This is a genomic window from Haloarcula quadrata, from assembly GCF_003634715.1.
GTDB lineage: Archaea > Halobacteriota > Halobacteria > Halobacteriales > Haloarculaceae > Haloarcula > Haloarcula marismortui.
Genome location: NZ_RBWW01000001.1, coordinates 1,533,857 through 1,551,077, shown reverse-complemented (window position 1 = coordinate 1,551,077; position 17,221 = coordinate 1,533,857). Strand labels below are relative to the sequence as shown.

12 protein-coding genes are annotated in these 17,221 nt (G+C 61.6%); 6 read left to right on the top strand and 6 right to left on the bottom strand.

Features of this window, described 5'->3' with window-relative positions:
- Entirely contained in the window at positions 1 to 465 is a 465-nt protein-coding gene (locus BDK61_RS07950; RefSeq protein ID WP_011223087.1) for a hypothetical protein, read from the top strand.
- Between the two features lie 43 nt (positions 466 to 508).
- On the opposite strand, the gene BDK61_RS07945 is transcribed toward BDK61_RS07950, so the two are convergent.
- From BDK61_RS07945 to glpA, 3 genes are read right to left on the bottom strand one after another with little or no spacing between them, the layout of a single operon-like run.
- A complete protein-coding gene (locus tag BDK61_RS07945; protein ID WP_121302945.1) occupies positions 509 to 1,885 on the bottom strand; it encodes an anaerobic glycerol-3-phosphate dehydrogenase subunit C in 1,377 nt (458 codons plus the stop codon).
- Complete coding sequence (gene glpB, locus BDK61_RS07940; RefSeq protein WP_121302944.1) at positions 1,882 to 3,156, bottom strand: glycerol-3-phosphate dehydrogenase subunit GlpB; 1,275 nt, start codon at positions 3,154 to 3,156, stop codon at positions 1,882 to 1,884. Before glpB ends, BDK61_RS07945 begins: the two co-directional genes overlap by 4 nt.
- A complete protein-coding gene (gene glpA / locus BDK61_RS07935; RefSeq protein WP_004962086.1) occupies positions 3,146 to 4,876 on the bottom strand; it encodes an anaerobic glycerol-3-phosphate dehydrogenase subunit GlpA in 1,731 nt (576 codons plus the stop codon). The genes glpB and glpA overlap by 11 nt, the downstream gene beginning before the upstream one ends.
- A gap of 350 nt (positions 4,877 to 5,226) precedes the next feature.
- Between glpA and BDK61_RS07930 the strand changes: the two genes are divergently transcribed.
- The 4 genes from BDK61_RS07930 to BDK61_RS07915 all read left to right on the top strand — a co-directional run bounded on the left by BDK61_RS07930 (position 5,227) and on the right by BDK61_RS07915 (position 11,770).
- Positions 5,227 to 7,779, top strand: coding sequence for a methyl-accepting chemotaxis protein (locus BDK61_RS07930; RefSeq protein WP_121302943.1), 2,553 nt, complete (start codon positions 5,227 to 5,229; stop codon positions 7,777 to 7,779).
- A 128-nt stretch (positions 7,780 to 7,907) separates the two neighbouring features.
- Positions 7,908 to 9,440, top strand: a complete 1,533-nt coding sequence (glpK, locus tag BDK61_RS07925) for a glycerol kinase GlpK (RefSeq protein WP_121302942.1) — start codon at positions 7,908 to 7,910, stop codon at positions 9,438 to 9,440.
- 3 nt (positions 9,441 to 9,443) lie between these two features.
- A complete protein-coding gene (locus tag BDK61_RS07920) occupies positions 9,444 to 10,532 on the top strand; it encodes a hypothetical protein (RefSeq protein WP_004962095.1) in 1,089 nt (362 codons plus the stop codon).
- Between the two features lie 62 nt (positions 10,533 to 10,594).
- Positions 10,595 to 11,770, top strand: a complete 1,176-nt coding sequence (locus BDK61_RS07915) for a Cdc6/Cdc18 family protein (RefSeq protein ID WP_004962098.1) — start codon at positions 10,595 to 10,597, stop codon at positions 11,768 to 11,770.
- A gap of 30 nt (positions 11,771 to 11,800) precedes the next feature.
- On the opposite strand, the gene BDK61_RS07910 is transcribed toward BDK61_RS07915, so the two are convergent.
- The 3 genes from BDK61_RS07910 to kdgK1 form a co-directional block, all read right to left on the bottom strand.
- Complete coding sequence (locus BDK61_RS07910; protein WP_121302941.1) at positions 11,801 to 12,772, bottom strand: ROK family protein; 972 nt, start codon at positions 12,770 to 12,772, stop codon at positions 11,801 to 11,803.
- 52 nt (positions 12,773 to 12,824) lie between these two features.
- Positions 12,825 to 14,615, bottom strand: a complete 1,791-nt coding sequence (pyk, locus tag BDK61_RS07905; RefSeq protein WP_121303915.1) for a pyruvate kinase — start codon at positions 14,613 to 14,615, stop codon at positions 12,825 to 12,827.
- Between the two features lie 100 nt (positions 14,616 to 14,715).
- Positions 14,716 to 15,675 carry a bifunctional 2-dehydro-3-deoxygluconokinase/2-dehydro-3-deoxygalactonokinase gene (gene kdgK1 / locus BDK61_RS07900; RefSeq protein WP_121302940.1) on the bottom strand — a complete coding sequence of 320 codons (960 nt, stop codon included), beginning with the start codon at positions 15,673 to 15,675 and terminating at the stop codon, positions 14,716 to 14,718.
- Between the two features lie 351 nt (positions 15,676 to 16,026).
- Here kdgK1 and BDK61_RS07895 point away from each other — a divergent pair, with 351 nt between their 5' ends.
- Positions 16,027 to 17,220: an ABC transporter substrate-binding protein gene (locus tag BDK61_RS07895; protein ID WP_121302939.1), complete on the top strand. Its 1,194-nt coding sequence runs from the start codon at positions 16,027 to 16,029 to the stop codon at positions 17,218 to 17,220.
- Position 17,221 lies beyond the last annotated feature (1 nt).

Genomic DNA, 17,221 nt, shown 5'->3' with positions numbered 1-17,221 from the left:
ATGACAGACAAGCCTGACGAAGACGCGTTCGAACCGAACCGTGTGAGAATCTCTGGGGAGACCGAAGCGGACATGGTGGCGCTGTCACTCAGTCTCGACTCCGATACGATTACCATCGACACGCGGACCGGCACAGTGTCGAGCGAACAACTGACGCTCCCGTATGACCGCCTAGAGTCAGTCCACATCGTCCGCGAGGGAACATACACTGTGGTCTTCGAGACGGACCGGTGTGAGTACGCGGTCACAAACCTCGCTGCCGACCGGGCAGCCGTACGGGAGCTCGTCGATTACGCCCGGCAACAGGGTGGACTCAGAACCGAGCGAGAGTCGAGCGACTCGACAGCGGAGTCACAGGCTACAGATGCACCAACAGAGCGGGACGACGGAGAGACAGAACAGGAAGCGGCACCGAAGACGGAACTCGACGAGTGGACCTGGGGAGAGACGTCCGGGACCGACTGACCGTCTCAATCACGGCGGCAGTCCGTGAACTGTCGGCCGGACGTTACTCCACCAGCGCAGCTTCCAGCAGTTCGAGCGGATGTCGGATCTCGTAGCCGCTGCCGTGTTCCATCTGCATCGCGCAGGTCGGGCACTCGGTCATGCCGGTTTCGCCTTCGGCGTGTTCCATGTGCTCGAACATCTCCTCGCCGATCTCCATCGACTTCTCGTATTTCTCCTCTTTCCAGCCGTAGGTCCCCGAGATGCCGGAACAGGAGTCACCCACGTCCTCGACCTCAGCGCCGTCGAGGTCGCGGAACAGTTCGACGGCCTGGCGGTCGAGTCCCTGGTTGCGTGAGTGACACGGCGCGTGGTAGGCGAACTCCTCGGCGAGGTCGCCGTCCACGTCGGCCGCCTGCACTTCGCCCTTGAGGTCCTCGTGGATGCGAAGGTACTCGACAGCCTCGAAGGTGTTCTCGGCGACCTTGTCGATGCCGTCGATGTCGAACAGTTCGGGGTACTCCTGTCGGAGCGCCATCGAACACGAGGTACAGGAGGCAATGGCGTGGTATCCCTCGTCGACGAGTTCGGACATCGACGAGACGTTCGTCTCGGCGTGGCGGCGGGCGTCGTCGAGCATCCCGTTGGCGAACATCGGCGTCCCGGAACACTTCTGTTCGGGTGCCACAACCTCGTAGCCGAACTCCTCGTACACGCGGACCATCGCCTTGCCGACCTCCGGCGTGTTGTAGTTGGAGTAACAGCCGTGGAAGTACGCCACTTTTTTGTCGGCGTCCTCGGGGAGCCCGCGACGTTTGCGGGCTGCCTTCGCGTTCTCTCGCGACTTGACCTGACCGCCACGGTCGGCCCACCACTCGCGGAAGGTCTGTTTTGCGAATTCTGGGAAGTCACGCTCGCTGGTGACACCGAGCGTCTTCTCCATGACCCAGCGGGCCGGCCCGAAGTTCATGGCGAAGTTCGCCAGCCGCGGAACCTTGCTCGCGAAGAACGCGGAGGTGCGGTAGTTCGCGAGGATGCGGTTCCGGATGTACTCGACGGAGAGCTTGTCCATCTGCTCGCTGACGTACTCCCCGCGAGCGGTGTTGTGCATCTGGCTGAGCGGGACGCCCGATGGGCAGGCGTTGTCACAGCGCATGCAGTTCGAGCAGTCCATCACCGAGTCGTCGATCTCGTGATCGTCGTCGGACTGCTTGAGCCGCCACTGCTCGGGGCCCTGGAACTTCGGGCCGGGGAAGTCGTCGTCGACCTCCGCGACGGGGCAGTTCGTGTCGCAGGTCGAGCATTTGAAACAGGAGTCCGCGCCGGGCCGGAGGTCGAAGTCGTCGCTGTCGGGGAAGACATCAACTGGTTCGAACTCCTCGCCTGTGTTCGGTGCTACCGGGTCAAACTCTGTCTCTGGTGGGGTTTCAGCGTCACTCATCGTGCTTCCTGTGCGGCGCGCTGGCCCGCCGCGTAGCCTGTTGCGATCGAGACCCCGCTACCGGATTTCTCGGCGGCGAAATCATAGCCGCCCAGTACGGAGCCGGCAGCGCGCAGGTTCTCGAACTCGCTGTGCTCGCTCGCATCGAGGGGTCGAAGGTCGTCGTCGGTCGCCACGCCGTAGCGGGCGAACTCGTGGTCGCCGAACAGTTCACCCTCGAACCAGTCATAGCGGTCCGAGGCGTGGGGGATGTGGCAGTCGAACACCGGTTCGTACACGCCCTCGCGGTCGGACTCGACGCCCTTGCCGACGAAGCCACCGGTCGCGAGAACGTACTGGTCGGCGCTGTTGGGTATCTTCGCGCCGTTCTTCTCGATGAATACCTTCTCGATACGGTCCTCGCCGTCGAAATCGACGACTGGATTGCCGGTCTCGATGCTGGCCCCGGCCTCGTCCAGTGCCGAGAACAGCGCGTCCTCCAGTCGGAGGCCGGGTAGCGACGGCGGCCCCATCGGGACCTCGAACACGTCGACGCCGAGGTGGTCGCCCAGTGCATCACGGATCGCACCGGGGTTGTCGTCGCCGAGAATCGCCGGGAAGCCGACCCGCTCTTCGTCCTCCAGCAACGGGTTCACGCGCTGGGCGAGCGCCTCGCGGGCCGGGACCATTCGCCCGCGAACTGCCACCTCGCTGTTGGTGTCGAGCAGTTTTGCGTACCGCGTGACCTTCGCGTCCGCGCGCAGGTCGCCCGGGAACCGGATGGTCTCGCCGCGGACATCGAATGGCACGCCCGTTGCGTCGAGATGGGCAGCGACGTGGGGCGCGTCGAAGTCGACCATTTCTTCGATGCCGACCAGCAGCGTGTCGCGGGTGTCGCTGGCGAGACCGGCGCTGGCTCCGGCCGGGTAGCGGGCAGTCGGTTTGATACTTCCGCCGTGGGTCGGCAGGAGTGCGTTCGTGTCCGTGTGCTCACCTTCGTAGGTCGGGACCGCATCGTCGAACAGCGATAGTGCGTCCCGGACCGTCTGGACGCCGACCTTTCGGTAGGGATGTGCCTCCGGCAGTGACGGGATCGCCTCGTACGGGTCGGTTAGCGGGCCATCGCCGTCCGGTGTGTAGCCGAGCACGTCTACCAGACCCGACGCCTGTCGGAGCGTGCTCTGTTTATACGAAACCAGTCGCACGTCGGCTCCCTCACGGGCGGCCGCCAGTGCGCTGGTCAGCCCGCCGAGGCCGCCGCCGATGACGAGTACCTCCGACTCAATAGCCATTTGTCCCTCCGTCGGCGGCCACGTCTGCGCTATCCACGCTGCCGCCTGTTTGTCCGCGGCCCGAATCGAACGCCGAGAAGTCGACCGGCTCGCCGTCCGCCGGGTCCTGGTCGCGGTTCTGCGTGGTAGCGTGCAGTGCGTAGTTCAGGGCTGCCTGAGAGAGCTGTTCGCCCCAGAGGGCGTGTCGCTGCCCCTTCCAGCGCTCCTGTAGCAGTTCGTCCCAGGCTTCGCGGACGACCGGCTCGTCGTACTCCGAGTGGAGTTCACTCGCCATCCGGTGCGAGCAGAAGCCGCCCTGACAGTTGCCCATCGACGCACGGGTCCGGATGCGGACAGCGTTGAGGTCCGAGCCCGAGCCCCCGATAGCGTCTTGAATTTCGGCGCGGGTAACGCCTTCACACGCACAGACTGTCGGGTTCGGCCCGTCGGTCTTGAGCACGTCATCGGCCCGGGAGCCGAGCCGCTCGACGCTCCGACGACCGATCGGCGACCGGAGCCCGAACTCGTCCATGTAATCCCGCAGCACAGAGAAGTCCTCGCTGCCCGGGAGCGGCTCGTCGGCGGTCCGACAGTCAGCGTCGATGCCGAACTTCCCGCAGACGTGGTCAGCGATCTGCTCACCCATCATTCGGTAGGTGGTGAACTTCCCGCCGACGATGCTGGTCATGCCGGGCAGGTCGTCGCGCTCGTCGTGGTCGAGCAGGAAGAAGTCCCGCGTGATGTCGGTCGGGTCGTCGCTACCGACATCCGGCGGTTCATACAGCGGACGGACGCCCCAGAACGAGCGGATGGTCCGGGCCTCATCGAGCATCGGAATCAGCTCCGAGAGAGTGTCGATCATCATGTCGACTTCCCACTGCTCTTCGGGGTAGTCCTCAGGGTCCTCGACCTCTTCGTCGGTCGTGCCAAGAATCGCGGTCGTCTCGTGGGGCACGACGATGTCGGCGTCGCCCTTGGGCCGACAGCGGTTGATGACGGTGTCGACCTGACGGATGTTCATGATGGTCATGACGCCCTTGGATGGGCGGACCTCAATGTCCAATCCGGCCATGTCGCCGATGCGACCGGCCCAAGCTCCTGTCGCGTTCACGACGTAGTCGGCCCGGATCTGCTCGGTCCCGCCTTCAGTGCCATGAACTCGCTTCCCGGGGCCAGAGTCGTGTTCGACCTCGATACCGACGACCTCGCCGCTCTCGACGAGGAGGTCAGTCACTTTGGTGTGTGTCTCGATGCGTGCGCCGTGCTCCTGTGCGCTCGCGGCGTTCGCGACTACCAGCCGGAACGGGTCGATAGCGCCGTCAGGGACGCTGATTGCCTTGTCGATGTCCTTGGCAAGATGTGGCTCCATCGCGCGGGCTTCCTCGCCGGAGACGACTTCGGCGGGAATGCCGCATTCCTCACAGCCGTTGAGCTTCTTCTGGAAGTACTCCTCGGAGTCCTCAGGTCGCTTGACGAACAGGCCACCGGTCATTTCGACACAGTGGCTTGCGATATCTCGCAGAACTCGATTTTCCTCGATACACTCGGTCGCACTGGCCTGGTCCGAAACGGCGTACCGCCCGCCACTATGGAGCAGCCCATGCATTCGACCGGTGGTCCCGTGGGTCAGATTCCCCTGTTCTACGAGGGTTACGTCGAGCCCGCGCATCGCGAGGTCCCGCGCGATGCCCGCCCCAGTCGAGCCGCCACCGATGACGGCGATGTGTGGTGTCGGTCCCATCTATCTTTCCGTGATTTTGGAGCGCACACACTTCACTTTACCGTTGCTGGTGCTTGGGTAGTAAATTTTCTATGTAATCATGAGGAATACCGACGAACTGTACTGTCAATTGTAAACGCCTGACATGGAATGTTTCGACTGACAGTTGTCCGAGTTATCGTACACAACTACTCGAATGTGGAAAATAAAATCGAATATTAAAATTCTAGAGCTATAATGGCGGACTCTGACAGTATTTTACCTTCTCAAACTTTAATTATCACCGCTACCCACCCAACAGTAACTATTATATATTTTGATAGTTGATTATCCCCGAGACCGTGTTGGCCGTTTGGCCAACGGGAGTGACAATGAGTAAATGGAACCCACTTGATTCAGAAGACGGCCCGCCTGACGGGGAACGCACCGACGGTGGCGTCACAGAGGGGCGGGATGGAAGCGAGTCAGAGCGTGGACGGCCGTCAACAGAAGCCCTCCAAGAAGAACAAGCGGCCGGGGAAACGGAACCCGACCCCGAACGGGCGGAACTGAAAGCACAGTGTGAGCAACTGGCGGCGGAACTCGAACAGGAGCGGGCAGACCGCCGGGCGCTCGAAACCGCTGTCGACCACCTCGCCACTGTTGCCAGAGAAAACGCCGACGGCGACCTCACCGTGAAACTGGGAGAGCCGCCGATTGAGGCGGCTGCACCGCTGTATGAGGCATACGATGAACTGCTCCGGGAGTGGACAGACACCGTCGACCGGATGGCATCGTTCAGCGAGCAGGTGACCGCCGCAACGGAACAGGTCGACACCCGCCTCGGGTCAGTCAAATCAGCTAGCCGGGACGTGAGCGGTGCTGTCGGAGAGATTTCTACCGGTTCGGACGAGCAGCGAGACGAGATACAGTCGATCTCCGACGAGATGCGGAACCTCTCGGCGACGATTGAGGAGATAGCGAGCGCCGCAAACGAGGTCGCGGACACGTCAGGCAAAGCCAGCGTTCGAGGCGAATCCGCACTGGAGTCGGCATCCTCGGCAATGACGACGCTTGACCAGTTGACCGACAACGCCGAAGCGACCGTCGACAAGGTCGAACAGTTGAACGACCTGCTGTCGGACATCGAGGAGATTGTTGATTTCATCACGGACGTCGCGGACCAGACCAACATGCTGGCGCTGAACGCCAACATCGAAGCGGCCCGAGCAGGGGAATCCGGCGACGGATTCGCTGTTGTAGCCGAGGAGGTCAAATCGCTCGCAACCGAGACAAAGGAAGCGACCGACGAGATCGCGACCTCCATCCAAGAAGTTCACGAACAGGCTGACGCAACGGTTTCGGAGATGCACGACACTCGAGACAGTGTCGAAGATACCCGCTCGTCAGTCGCCAGCGCACTCGACGAACTGGATGCCGTCGTTTCGATGGTCGAAGAGGTCGATTCGAGCGTACAGGAAATCGATGATGCGACGGATACGCAGGCCGATTCCACACAGGAAGTCGTGTCGATGGTTGACGATGTCGAGGGGATAAGCGCCCGGACGGCCGAAGAAGCGGCCGTCGCCGCTGACGCCGCAGCGGACCAGACGACGGAACTCGCGGAGGTCTCGACGCGTGTCTCGACGCTCACCGAGCGAGCCGAGTCACTGGATGCATCACTCGATTCCTTTGAACTGGCGACCGGTGCGGCGGCGGCCAACACGAACGGGACCGTCGTCGAGTTCTGGCACGCAATGGGCGGTGAGAAAGCGTTACTGCTGGAAGAACTCGTTCGCGAGTTCGAATCACAGACTGACGGCATCAGCCTCGCACTGCGGTCGAAAGGGAGCTACCGCGGGACGCTCGATGCGACGCTGAACGCCGCTGAAAACGGTAATCCACCGGCAATCGCACAGATATTTGAGATCGGCACCACGCGTGCGCGCGACAGTGGATACTTTAGACCTGTCGAGGAACTCCTCCCGACAGCCCACATCGACTCACTGCTCGACCCGGTGACGAACTACTACCGGTTCGACGGGACGCTCCACTCGCTCCCGTTCAACGCGTCGAACCCGGTGATGGCGTACAACCGCGATGCGTTCAAACAGGCTGGACTTGACCCTGATTCGCCGCCAGAAACTCTCGCTGACGTTCGGAGCGCGGCTGAGACGCTCGTCGACAGGGGTGGCGTGGATGCTGGGATCACGTTTGCGAACTACTCATGGTTCGTCGAGCAGTGGTTTGCCGAGGCCGACCAACTCCTCGTAGACAAGAACAACGGGCGGTCCGGGGCACCGACGGAGAGCTATCTCGATGGCGAGTTCGCCCACAACTTATTCGACTGGTGGCAGGGCCTCGAAGCGGACGGCCTGTACCACGACCCCGGTATTGAGGCCAGAGGCGCGGCTCGCACCCATTTCGCTGAGGAGAACGCCGCGATGCTGATCGGCTCGACATCGTCGCTGAACAGTATCGAAAGCAGCGCCGACTTCGATGTCGGGACCGGCCGATTCCCCGTCCTTGACGACCGGACCGGCGTACTCGTCGGCGGCGCATCGCTCTGGGTCGGTGACGAAGTTTCCGAGGGGGTTCACGAGGCTGTGGGTGAATTCCTCACCTGGCTCACTGAACCCGCTCAACAGCGTCGGTGGCATCAGGAAACCGGCTACTTCCCAGTGCACGCGGATGCGATTCCACAGCTCCGGTCGGCGGACTGGTTCGAACAGAACCCACACTACAGGACGGCGTTCGACCAGCTCACGGAGACACGTGACACCACGGCGACGCGGGGCGCGCAGATAGGCCCGTTCGACACAGTGCGAACGATCATCGAAGACGCCGTCGACAGTATGGACGGACCCGATTCGGTCCCGTCCGCGCTCAAGCGACTCGACACACAGGTCACAAAACAGCTTGAACGGTACGATTCCGGCCGGTAGCACCGTCATATTCTTTCTTTACTCTCCAAACATCACCATTAGTAATCTTTATAATGGTTCACTATGTTGTTTACTGGCAAGGTGGTAGCTTTCATAAATAAGCTACCTCCACCACGGAGAACACAACAATGGCAGACACATACGTTGGCGCGATCGATCAGGGAACGACCGGTACCCGCTTCATGGTGTTCGACCACAGCGGTCAGGTCGTTGCGAATGCCTACGAGAAGCACGAACAGATTTACCCGGAGCCCGGCTGGGTTGAGCACGACCCCATCGAAATCTGGGAAAACACGCAGGAAGTCGTGACGAAGGGGCTGGCGGATGCAGGTGTCGGTGCCGAACAGCTCGAAGCGCTTGGCATCACGAACCAGCGTGAGACGACGATCGTCTGGGACAAGGAGACCGGCAAACCGGTCCACAACGCGCTGGTCTGGCAGGACCGCCGAACCACCGACCGCGTCGAGGAAATTCAGGAAGAGGACAAAGTCGAATGGATCCGGGGGAAGACCGGGCTAGAATGTGACGCCTACTTCTCGGCGACCAAGACCGAATGGATCCTCGACAACGCGGAACCACTCAAGATGCAGAGCTCGCGCGGCGCTGACCTCCGTGAGCGAGCCGAAGACGGTGAACTCCTGATGGGGACCATCGACGCGTGGCTCATCTACAAGCTCACCGGCAACCACATCACGGATGTCTCGAACGCATCGCGGACGATGCTGTACAACATCCACGACATGGAGTGGGACGATGAACTCCTCGAAGAGTTCGGCGTTCCGGAGTCCATGGTTCCGGAAGTCCGCCCGTCCTCCGACGAGAGTCTGTACGGGCACACCGACGCGGACGGCTTCCTCGAAGAGGAAGTCCCCGTTGCAGGCGCGCTGGGTGACCAGCAGGCCGCGCTGTTCGGCCAGACCTGCTTCGACAAGGGTGATGCGAAGAACACCTACGGCACCGGCGCGTTCTACCTGATGAACACTGGCTCCGAAGCAGTCGCCTCGGATAACGGCCTGCTGACGACCGTCGGCTTCCAGATGTCCGGTGAGCCTGTCCAGTACGCGCTGGAAGGCTCCATCTTCATCGCCGGCGCGGCCATCGAATGGCTCGAGGACGTCGACCTCATCAACAACGCCGCCCAGACAGCAGAACTGGCCCGCTCGGTTGAATCAACCGACGGTGTCTACATGGTGCCGGCCTTCACGGGTCTCGGCGCTCCGCACTGGGACGGCCGCGCCCGCGGGACGATTGTCGGAATGACCCGCGGAACGCGAAAAGAGCACATCGTGCGTGCGACCCTGGAATCCATCGCGTACCAGACCCGCGACCTCGCGGAAGCGATGGAGGAAGACTCCGGTGTCGAGATGACGACGCTGCGAGTCGACGGTGGTGCAGTCAAGAACAACTTCCTCTGTCAGCTCCAGTCCGACATCATCCAGACGGACATCGCTCGACCGCAGGTCGACGAGACCACTGCCCTCGGGTCGGCATACGCAGCCGGCCTCGCCGTCGGGTACTGGGACACCGTCGACGAACTTCGGGACAACTGGCAGGTCGACGAGGAGTTCTCGCCGGAGATGGACGCTGGAAAGGCAGACAAGATGTACGCCCGCTGGGACGACGCCGTCGACCGTTCCCGTGACTGGGCACAGGAGGAATAACAGATGGCAATCGCATTCGGACTCACGGCGGTTGATATGCTCGTCCTTGCCATCGCGGCGTTCGCGGGTGGCGCGTTCGGGGCCTCTATCGGTGCACTCCCGGCGTTCTGTTTCACCGGCTTCATGGTGCTTATCGGAGAGGCCGGCAACGTCGTCTCCGAGTCATTCGTCGGCGGTTCGCCTGATGTCATTGCAGGTGCCGCCGGTGGCTACGGCGCTGGCATCGTCGGTCCACTGGCCTTCGGTCCCGTGTTCGGGCCGCACGTCGCCTTCGCCGGTGGTGTGGCAGCAGCAGCGTACGCTGCGAAGTACGACGGTATGTACGAGCCGGACGACGGTGACTACCACCCAGCGAAGGACATCGCCTACGCCCTCGGTACTCGACCGGATGTCCTTGCTGTCGGTGGGGTCTTCGGTATCCTGGGTATGGCAATCCGGCAGACGTCCGGTGGACTCGGGATTCCGATTGACCCGCCTGCAGCAGGTGTCATCCTGACGGCTGTTATCGCCCGTCTGGTCTTCGGGTACCCGGTTATCGGACGTGTCCGCGGCAGCAGCCTGCTGGATATGTCGCCATTCGAGAGCGGCAAGATGCGGTCGAGTAGCAGTGAAGAAGTCGCAACGGATGGTGGAATGGCCGCCGAACGACCGGCTGTCGAACCGTGGCTCCCACACCAGTACAAGTGGACGCACGTCGCAATGCTCGGGCTCATTACCGGCATCCTTGGTGCGTACATCTTCGCGAAAACGGGGAGTCTCTTCCTCCCGTTCGGTATCTCAGCAGCGAGCCTGCTGTTCCTGAACCTCGGCGTGGAGAAATTCCCGGTTACGCACCACATGACGCTCCCGGCGACGTTCGTCGCCAGTATGGCGATGACGGACGGAGCGAGTGTCCTAGTCGCACTTGTGCTCGGTGCAGCCTTCGGTATCCTGGGTGCGCTGCTCGGTGAGGTCTACCAGCGTATCTTCTACGCCCACTCAGATACGCACTTCGACCCGCCAGCCGCGTCGATCATCACGACGACCCTCATCCTGGGCATTCTGGCACTGGCTGGAGTGTTCACGACCTCCGCAGCGATCCCCCTGCCGTAAGAACTCATACGGCTTTTTATTTACAGGTCCAATCGAATATACACACGATCTAATTTCCAAGCATGGACATTGAAGCGAGAATCAAGCGTCGACAACGCCGGAACGGTGAGCCACGGCTCATTCAGGATTACGAGTCTATCTCACCGGTCGTCCACATAGAGGAGCCGGCCGACCGCGGGCCGGTCCTCGAACGGCTCCTCGACCACCTCGATCCAGTGTTCGATGGGCAGCTTCCGCCGAACGCGTACGTGTACGGCCCCTGCGGTTCAGGGAAGTCCGCGGTTATCACGGCGCTGTTCGCCAATTTAGAACAGCTCCCGACGGAGCAACAGGCGATTATCCACACAACGACCCGTGCACAGCCACCGACCTCTCCGTCGTTCGTCTACGTGAACGCCCGAGAGACCGCAAGCGAGTTCGCGTTCTACCACGCGGTTCTGGACGCACTTGTTGACGACTCGGTGCCGGAGCATGGGATCGGGACGGAGACGCTCAAGTCACGGCTCCACGACCTGGTCCGAGGGCAACGCACAGGCATCGTCATTGCTGTCGACCACATCGGCGAACCGGAGAGCATCCAGGCCCCGGCCCTCGTTGACCTGTTTGCTGGCTTACCGAGCAACGTTAGCTGGCTCGCTATCGGTCGCGATGACCCGTCGACAACTGAACTGACGCGGTACACCGCCGAGTCGATCAGTATCGACCGCTACCAGCGCCAGATGCTCGTCGACGTGTTGATGACCAGAACCTCGAACGGGCTGGCCCAGCAGGGACTTGATCACGGTCAGGCAAGACATATCGCTGACTGGGCCGACGGCAACGCCCACGATGCCCTTGCCGCTTTGTTTATCGCTGCAGAACTGGCCGAGGAACGGGGCCAGGACCGGATCACACAGGCCAACGTCGACGCGGCCATCGCGGAGGTGCCCGACCCCTGTGTTTCGTTAGGCGTTGTTCTCTCCCTGCCGACGAACCGACAGACCGTTCTCAGGGAACTCATCGACCTAGAGGAGAGCGAACGCTCCTCGGTAACGGCGACGACGGAGGCGATTGCCTCGGCACAGTCAGTCGATCTCTCTGCCGGGACCGTCAAACGGTTCCTCTACGAAATGGCTGAATCCGGCGTCGTTGACCGCGTCGAAGCGACGGTCACTAATGGTCAGGGACGCCCACCGAGCCGCGTCGAACCGCGGTTCCCGCCGACTGCGTTCCGACGGCTGTACGACTTGCAGCAGTAGCCCAACGGTTCGCGGTCAGGTCGACGCTTTTTAAACGCGCTGTGACGGGTCGCCTGTGCCGCCAGTCAGTGCGGACGCCAGTGCACCACGAACCACGACATCGTCGCCAAACTGCGTTAACTGGATATCCGGAATGTTCGACATCACCATGTCATCGAGCCGCTCCCGGATCGGATTTAGCACCTGCTCGGGGTTGTTGAGTGCAACGGCCCCACCGACGTAGACAACGAGAGGTGCATACGCGTGAACGATGTTCGCGACGCCGATAGCGTTCCAGTGACAGATCTGGTTGAGAACGTGAGACGCGAACTCATCTTCACCAGCATACTCGAAGATATCTGCCGCCGAAAACTCCTCAGTCTCGATTGGGAGCGCCGTCTCGACGGGGTCCTCTCGGTGCAGTTGTGTGGCATACCGGGGAATGTTCTCGCCCGAGCAATATGCCTCCCAGTGGCCGTCGTGCCCACAGCCACAGGTCATGAAACCGTGCGGATCGATGGTCAGATGCCCGACTTCGCCGGCGTTGCCGTCCCAGCCTGACAGGATGTTCCCGTCAACGGCGACCCCAGCGCCGACTCCGGATGAGATAGTGAGATACACCATGTCATCGGGGCTCCGGTCCGAGTAGAACCGTTCGCCGATGACGCCGGCGTTGGCGTCGTTGTGTAGCGACACTCGCTCGCTGCCGATGAGGTTTTCGACCGGCCCAGTCAGCGGAATCCGGTCGATGGTGTCTGGAAGGTTCGCTGGGTTTTCAACGACACCTTCGGCCAGATCCATCGGGCCGAAGGATCCGATACCGGCGGCAACCACGTCTGTGGGGGCGATGTCGGCGGCGTCACAGGCCTGCCGGATCGCGTCGAGGACCGCCTCCGTGACCGCAATGCCCGCCGGTCCACGTGGTGTTTCAGTTTTGTGTGACGAGACTATCGAGCCCGTCTCGTCACCGATAACAGCGCGAATATGTGTCGCTCCGAGGTCGACCCCTGCGTAAGCGCCCATGCTGGTCGAAGGGTTGCCCCACCGATACTTAACTACACAGATTCTACTGCGGTCAGTAGTCTCGCTCCCTGCCTGAGATGTCCTCTCGTCCAACGGACTCCTCGTAGACGACGCCGCGCTCGGAGTCTAGTGTAACAGTCGACCCGTCGGAGACAGCATCAGGCAGGTCCGCGTTCGATATCATCGGAATCGACAGCTCGCGGGCGACGATAGCTGCGTAGCTCGTGACGCCCTCATGGCCGTCGATGATGCCACCGATGCGGCTGGTGTCGCCAACGAACTCGCCGTCGAACCCTTCTGGAACCGCCAGTATCGCCCCCTCGGGGACGTTCGAGAGGTCGCCTGGCGACTCCCGGGGCGGGGCCGTCGAAATCCGATGGACGGGGCCAGTCACTAGGCCATCAACAATGGACCGACCGCTCGCGACCGTTTCGGCCGCAACGTGGACTTTCAGCATATTCGCCGTATTCATTCCCTCCAGTTCGGTCATCATCCCAGAGAGGACGACGACCGTGTCACCGCTGTCTGCGGCTTCGGTGTCGAGGGCCGCCTGAACTGCCGTCTGGATGACGGCATCAGCGCCCTCGGTAGTGTACTCGGTCGTTACGGGTGTGATACCCCACGAGAGCGCGAGCTTCCGGCGGACGCGCTCGCTCGGTGTCGACGCGACGATGGGAATCGATGGCCGGTATTTCGCCGATTTCAGGGCAGTGTAGCCGGACTCGGACGCGGCGACAATCGCCGACGCCCCGATGTCGCGGGCGAGGAACCGACCCGAGCGTGCGAGCGCGTCTGTTCGGGTATCCCCGGCGTTTGGCACGCGCTGTTCGCGGGATTCGGCGTACTCTTCGCTGCCCTCGACATCGCGGATAATCCGGTCCATCGTCTCGACGACACGGGTCGGGTGGTCACCGATCGCCGTCTCACCAGAGAGCATCACTGCATCGGTACCGTCCAGAACTGCGTTTGCCACGTCTGAGGCCTCCGCGCGGGTCGGCCGCCGAGAGTGGACCATCGAGTCAAGCATCTCGGTAGCCGTGATAACCGGGACGCCGGCCTCGTGACACCGGCGGATGGTGCGCTTTTGAATGATAGGGACATCCTCAAGGGGGCACTCCACGCCGAGGTCACCGCGGGCAACCATCACGCCATAGGCCTCGTCGATGATCGAGTCGAGGTTTTCGACGGCACCGGCCCGTTCGATCTTGGCGATGATCGGAATGTCGACACCGCGCTCTTCGAGTGCCTGGCTGATCTCGTAGATATCCTCGCCGTCACGGACAAACGAGGCGGCCACGAAATCAGGCTCCTTCTCGGCGGCCACGTCGAGTTCTTGTTCGTCGTTTTCCGTAATCGTCGGCAGGTCGAGTTCGACGCCGGGAACGTTGACGCCTTTGCGGGCGGCCAGTTCGCCGCCGTTCTCGACGGCCGCAAACACTGTCTCGTCCTCGACACGTTCGACGGTCGTCTCGATTCGGCCGTCATCGAGTAACACCCGGTCGCCCGGCTCGACTGCCGTAATCGACTGCGAAAGCCCGACCTCTTCTGGCGTCGCGTCGTCACCGACGACGTACCGGATGGTAGACCCCTCCGTGAGCTGAATCGGTTCGTCGATCTCCGCGGTCCGGACTTCCGGCCCAGGCATATCGAGCATGGCCGCGACCGGTTCCTCGACTGCCTCGTCCACCTGCCGGATGCGATCGATCATTTCACGGCGGTGTTCCGGCGAGCCGTGGCTCGCGTTCAGTCTGGCAACGGACATACCGGCTTTTGCGAGTGACGCGATGTCGTCGACCGAGTCCGACGCAGGACCGAGAGTACAGACGATCTTTGCGCTACGCATTGTGACCTCCGCATCCAGGGAGCCACAGTTTACAGCGTTCATAGTTAATCATACCCTGCCGTTCCCCGCGAAGGGATAAGAAGCTTGCTGGACGCCGTAGCTACCGCGAAATCGCTTCTGTATCGCCGCTGAGAATAGAACGGATTTCGTCTGGTGATACGACAGCAATATCGCCTGGTATCGTCCGTTTGAGTGCGGCCGTCGCGGCACCCCAAGCAAGCCCGTCTGCAACGGTGCCACCGGAGAGGTACTGCGAGAGGAAACCACCGACAAAGGAGTCGCCGGTCCCAACCGGGTGCGCATCGGTCGACTCGAACGTCGGTTGCTCCGTTACAGTCCCATCAGCAAGCGCGAGCGCCCCATCGCTACCACGGGTGATCACTGTCGCTTCGAACCCGTACTCGGCGGCGAGGTCCCGAGCGATCGTTTCGGCGTCGCCGGTCCGGTCCAACACGACGTTCGCATCGCGTTCGGCAACAACGAGCAGGTCGACAGACGGGAATAGCTCTGTCAGAACTGAACGGGCTTCCGCCGGCGTCCAGAGCTTCGAGCGGTAGTTCAGGTCGAAGCTCGTCGTCGTGCCCGCGCCTTGTGCGAGCGAAAGGAGGTCAGCAGTGGTCGATTCGAGCGTCTCCGAGAGCGCCGGTGTGATCCCCGAGGTATGGAACCCCGCTGCGTCTGCGATGGCCTCCGTGGGAAGCTCAGCTGGTGTGGCGGTTGTGACACTGGCGTTTTGGCGATCGTAAATAACGTCGTTGCCCCGTGGTGGGCTGCCCTGTTCTAGATAGTATGTTCCCTGTCGGGCGCTGTCGGAGTCGTCCCAGGCAACATCGACCGACACGCCGTGGTGCTTAAGTTCACCCGTGACTCGGCGACCGACCGGTGACTCGGGGAGTTTTGACGCCCACATCGCGTCGACTCCGAGCCGTTGCGCAGCAACTGCGACGTTCGACTCCGCGCCAGCCGCCCTGACGGCGTACTGGTCTGCGGTCTCCAGTCGCTCGTCGCCAGGTGGCGATAACCGCAACATCGTCTCACCGAACGTAACTAACTCCGTCATATCCACCGTTGCTCACTGGCTTAGTATAAATCCCGGAGAACCAGTCGTCTGACGGCGGCGGTAATCACCTCTTACTATATTATAGACAGTTACTTCGTAGTTTTAATTGGTGAGTACCGCCAGCATTAGTTTTCTCCAAAAGTTTATGTGCTGTAGTAATTTACACACGCCAGTATGGATTCAGGGAGAAATGGTGGTGGGCCGTCCGTCTTTAGGCGAGACCTACTCCGTTCGATTGGTGCCGCCGGGTTGGCCGGACTTGCGGGCTGTGGTGGCAGCGAGGGTGTGACAGATGGGGACGGGACGCCGACCCCAACTCCAGTTGGAAACTTTCCGGTATCCGGGGATTCGGTGACGTTCGGTTTCAACGTTGCTTCCTCCGGAGCGTACTCAACGGCCGGTAAGCAGGAGATACGCGGTTTCAAACTCGCGGTCAAGCACATTAACAACGGTGGTGGGTGGGTAACAAGCGAGAAGTACAATTCGCCTCTGGACGGTGACGGACTTCTGGGCAAAGATGTCGAATTCGTTGTCGAGGACACGGGTGGAAGTTCAGATACTGCCCGAAGCAACGCACAGCGGCTTGTTGATGGTGAGGAGGTGATTATGCTTGCTGGTGGGACGTCAAGCAGTGCTGGCCTGGCAAATCAGGAGGTTGCTGCGCAGAACCAAGTTATCTACATGGCGACGATGGCTAACACGAACTCGCTGACGGGTGCTGACTGCAACCGATACTCCTTCCGCGAGATGTTCAACAACCACATGGCGGCCGAGGCGCTGGCCCCAGCCCTCAGTGACGAGTTCGGAAAAGATGCCAATTACGTCAAGATCTTTCAGGACAACGACTGGGGTCAGACGCTCCGGGACGATATGGATGCAGCCCTCGGGAATGTCGGCTGGGCACCTGTCTGGGATACGACTGCACAGGTCGGGACAAGCGATTATTCCCAGTACGCCGCAGACATCAAGTCGGTTGATTTCGACGTGATCGTCCTCGGGCTCGGCGGCCTCGACGCAGTAAACGCACTCAGAGCATTCCGAGACGAGTTCCCGGAATCGAATATCGTCCTTCCGATGGCTTCAAGAGAGATTGCCGAGACCGCAGGCGGTGCGATAGAGGGCGTTATCGGAACAGTCGCCTGGAGTCCGGCGATCAACTCGCCGCTGTCTAACACCTTCCGAGAAACGTTCCGTGAGGAGTATGGCAGTTCGACGGGGTCCTCGAAATCGGCAGCCCCATCGGGGGCAGCGCACATCGCGTACACGCAAACGTTGCAATACGCCAGCGCAGTCGAGCGGGCGGGAACGTTCAACCCGATCGATGTCATCGGAGCGCTCGAAGGACACGAGTACGACGCCGGTCTCGGACCGCAGACGCTCCGGGCCTGTGACCATCAGGCGATGCGTCAAGTACCGGTTGTAAGGGGGAAGTCAGAGATACAGCAATCCTACGGCACCTACTACGACCTGATTGGGGAGCCAGCGGATGTACAATATGCGTGCGACAGCGGGCCAGCGGCTAACTGCTCGCTTGGAGGGAGCTAAG

Excerpts from the sequence above, each read along its gene's own strand:
- BDK61_RS07950 (WP_011223087.1), top strand. The coding sequence starts at position 1 with ATGACAGACAAGCCTGACGAAGACGCGTTCGAACCGAACCGTGTGAGA.
- BDK61_RS07945 (WP_121302945.1), bottom strand. The coding sequence starts at position 1,885 with ATGAGTGACGCTGAAACCCCACCAGAGACAGAGTTTGACCCGGTAGCA.
- glpB (WP_121302944.1), bottom strand. The coding sequence starts at position 3,156 with ATGGCTATTGAGTCGGAGGTACTCGTCATCGGCGGCGGCCTCGGCGGG.
- glpA (WP_004962086.1), bottom strand. The coding sequence starts at position 4,876 with ATGGGACCGACACCACACATCGCCGTCATCGGTGGCGGCTCGACTGGG.
- BDK61_RS07930 (WP_121302943.1), top strand. The coding sequence starts at position 5,227 with ATGAGTAAATGGAACCCACTTGATTCAGAAGACGGCCCGCCTGACGGG.
- glpK (WP_121302942.1), top strand. The coding sequence starts at position 7,908 with ATGGCAGACACATACGTTGGCGCGATCGATCAGGGAACGACCGGTACC.
- BDK61_RS07920 (WP_004962095.1), top strand. The coding sequence starts at position 9,444 with ATGGCAATCGCATTCGGACTCACGGCGGTTGATATGCTCGTCCTTGCC.
- BDK61_RS07915 (WP_004962098.1), top strand. The coding sequence starts at position 10,595 with ATGGACATTGAAGCGAGAATCAAGCGTCGACAACGCCGGAACGGTGAG.
- BDK61_RS07910 (WP_121302941.1), bottom strand. The coding sequence starts at position 12,772 with ATGGGCGCTTACGCAGGGGTCGACCTCGGAGCGACACATATTCGCGCT.
- pyk (WP_121303915.1), bottom strand. The coding sequence starts at position 14,615 with ATGCGTAGCGCAAAGATCGTCTGTACTCTCGGTCCTGCGTCGGACTCG.
- kdgK1 (WP_121302940.1), bottom strand. The coding sequence starts at position 15,675 with ATGACGGAGTTAGTTACGTTCGGTGAGACGATGTTGCGGTTATCGCCA.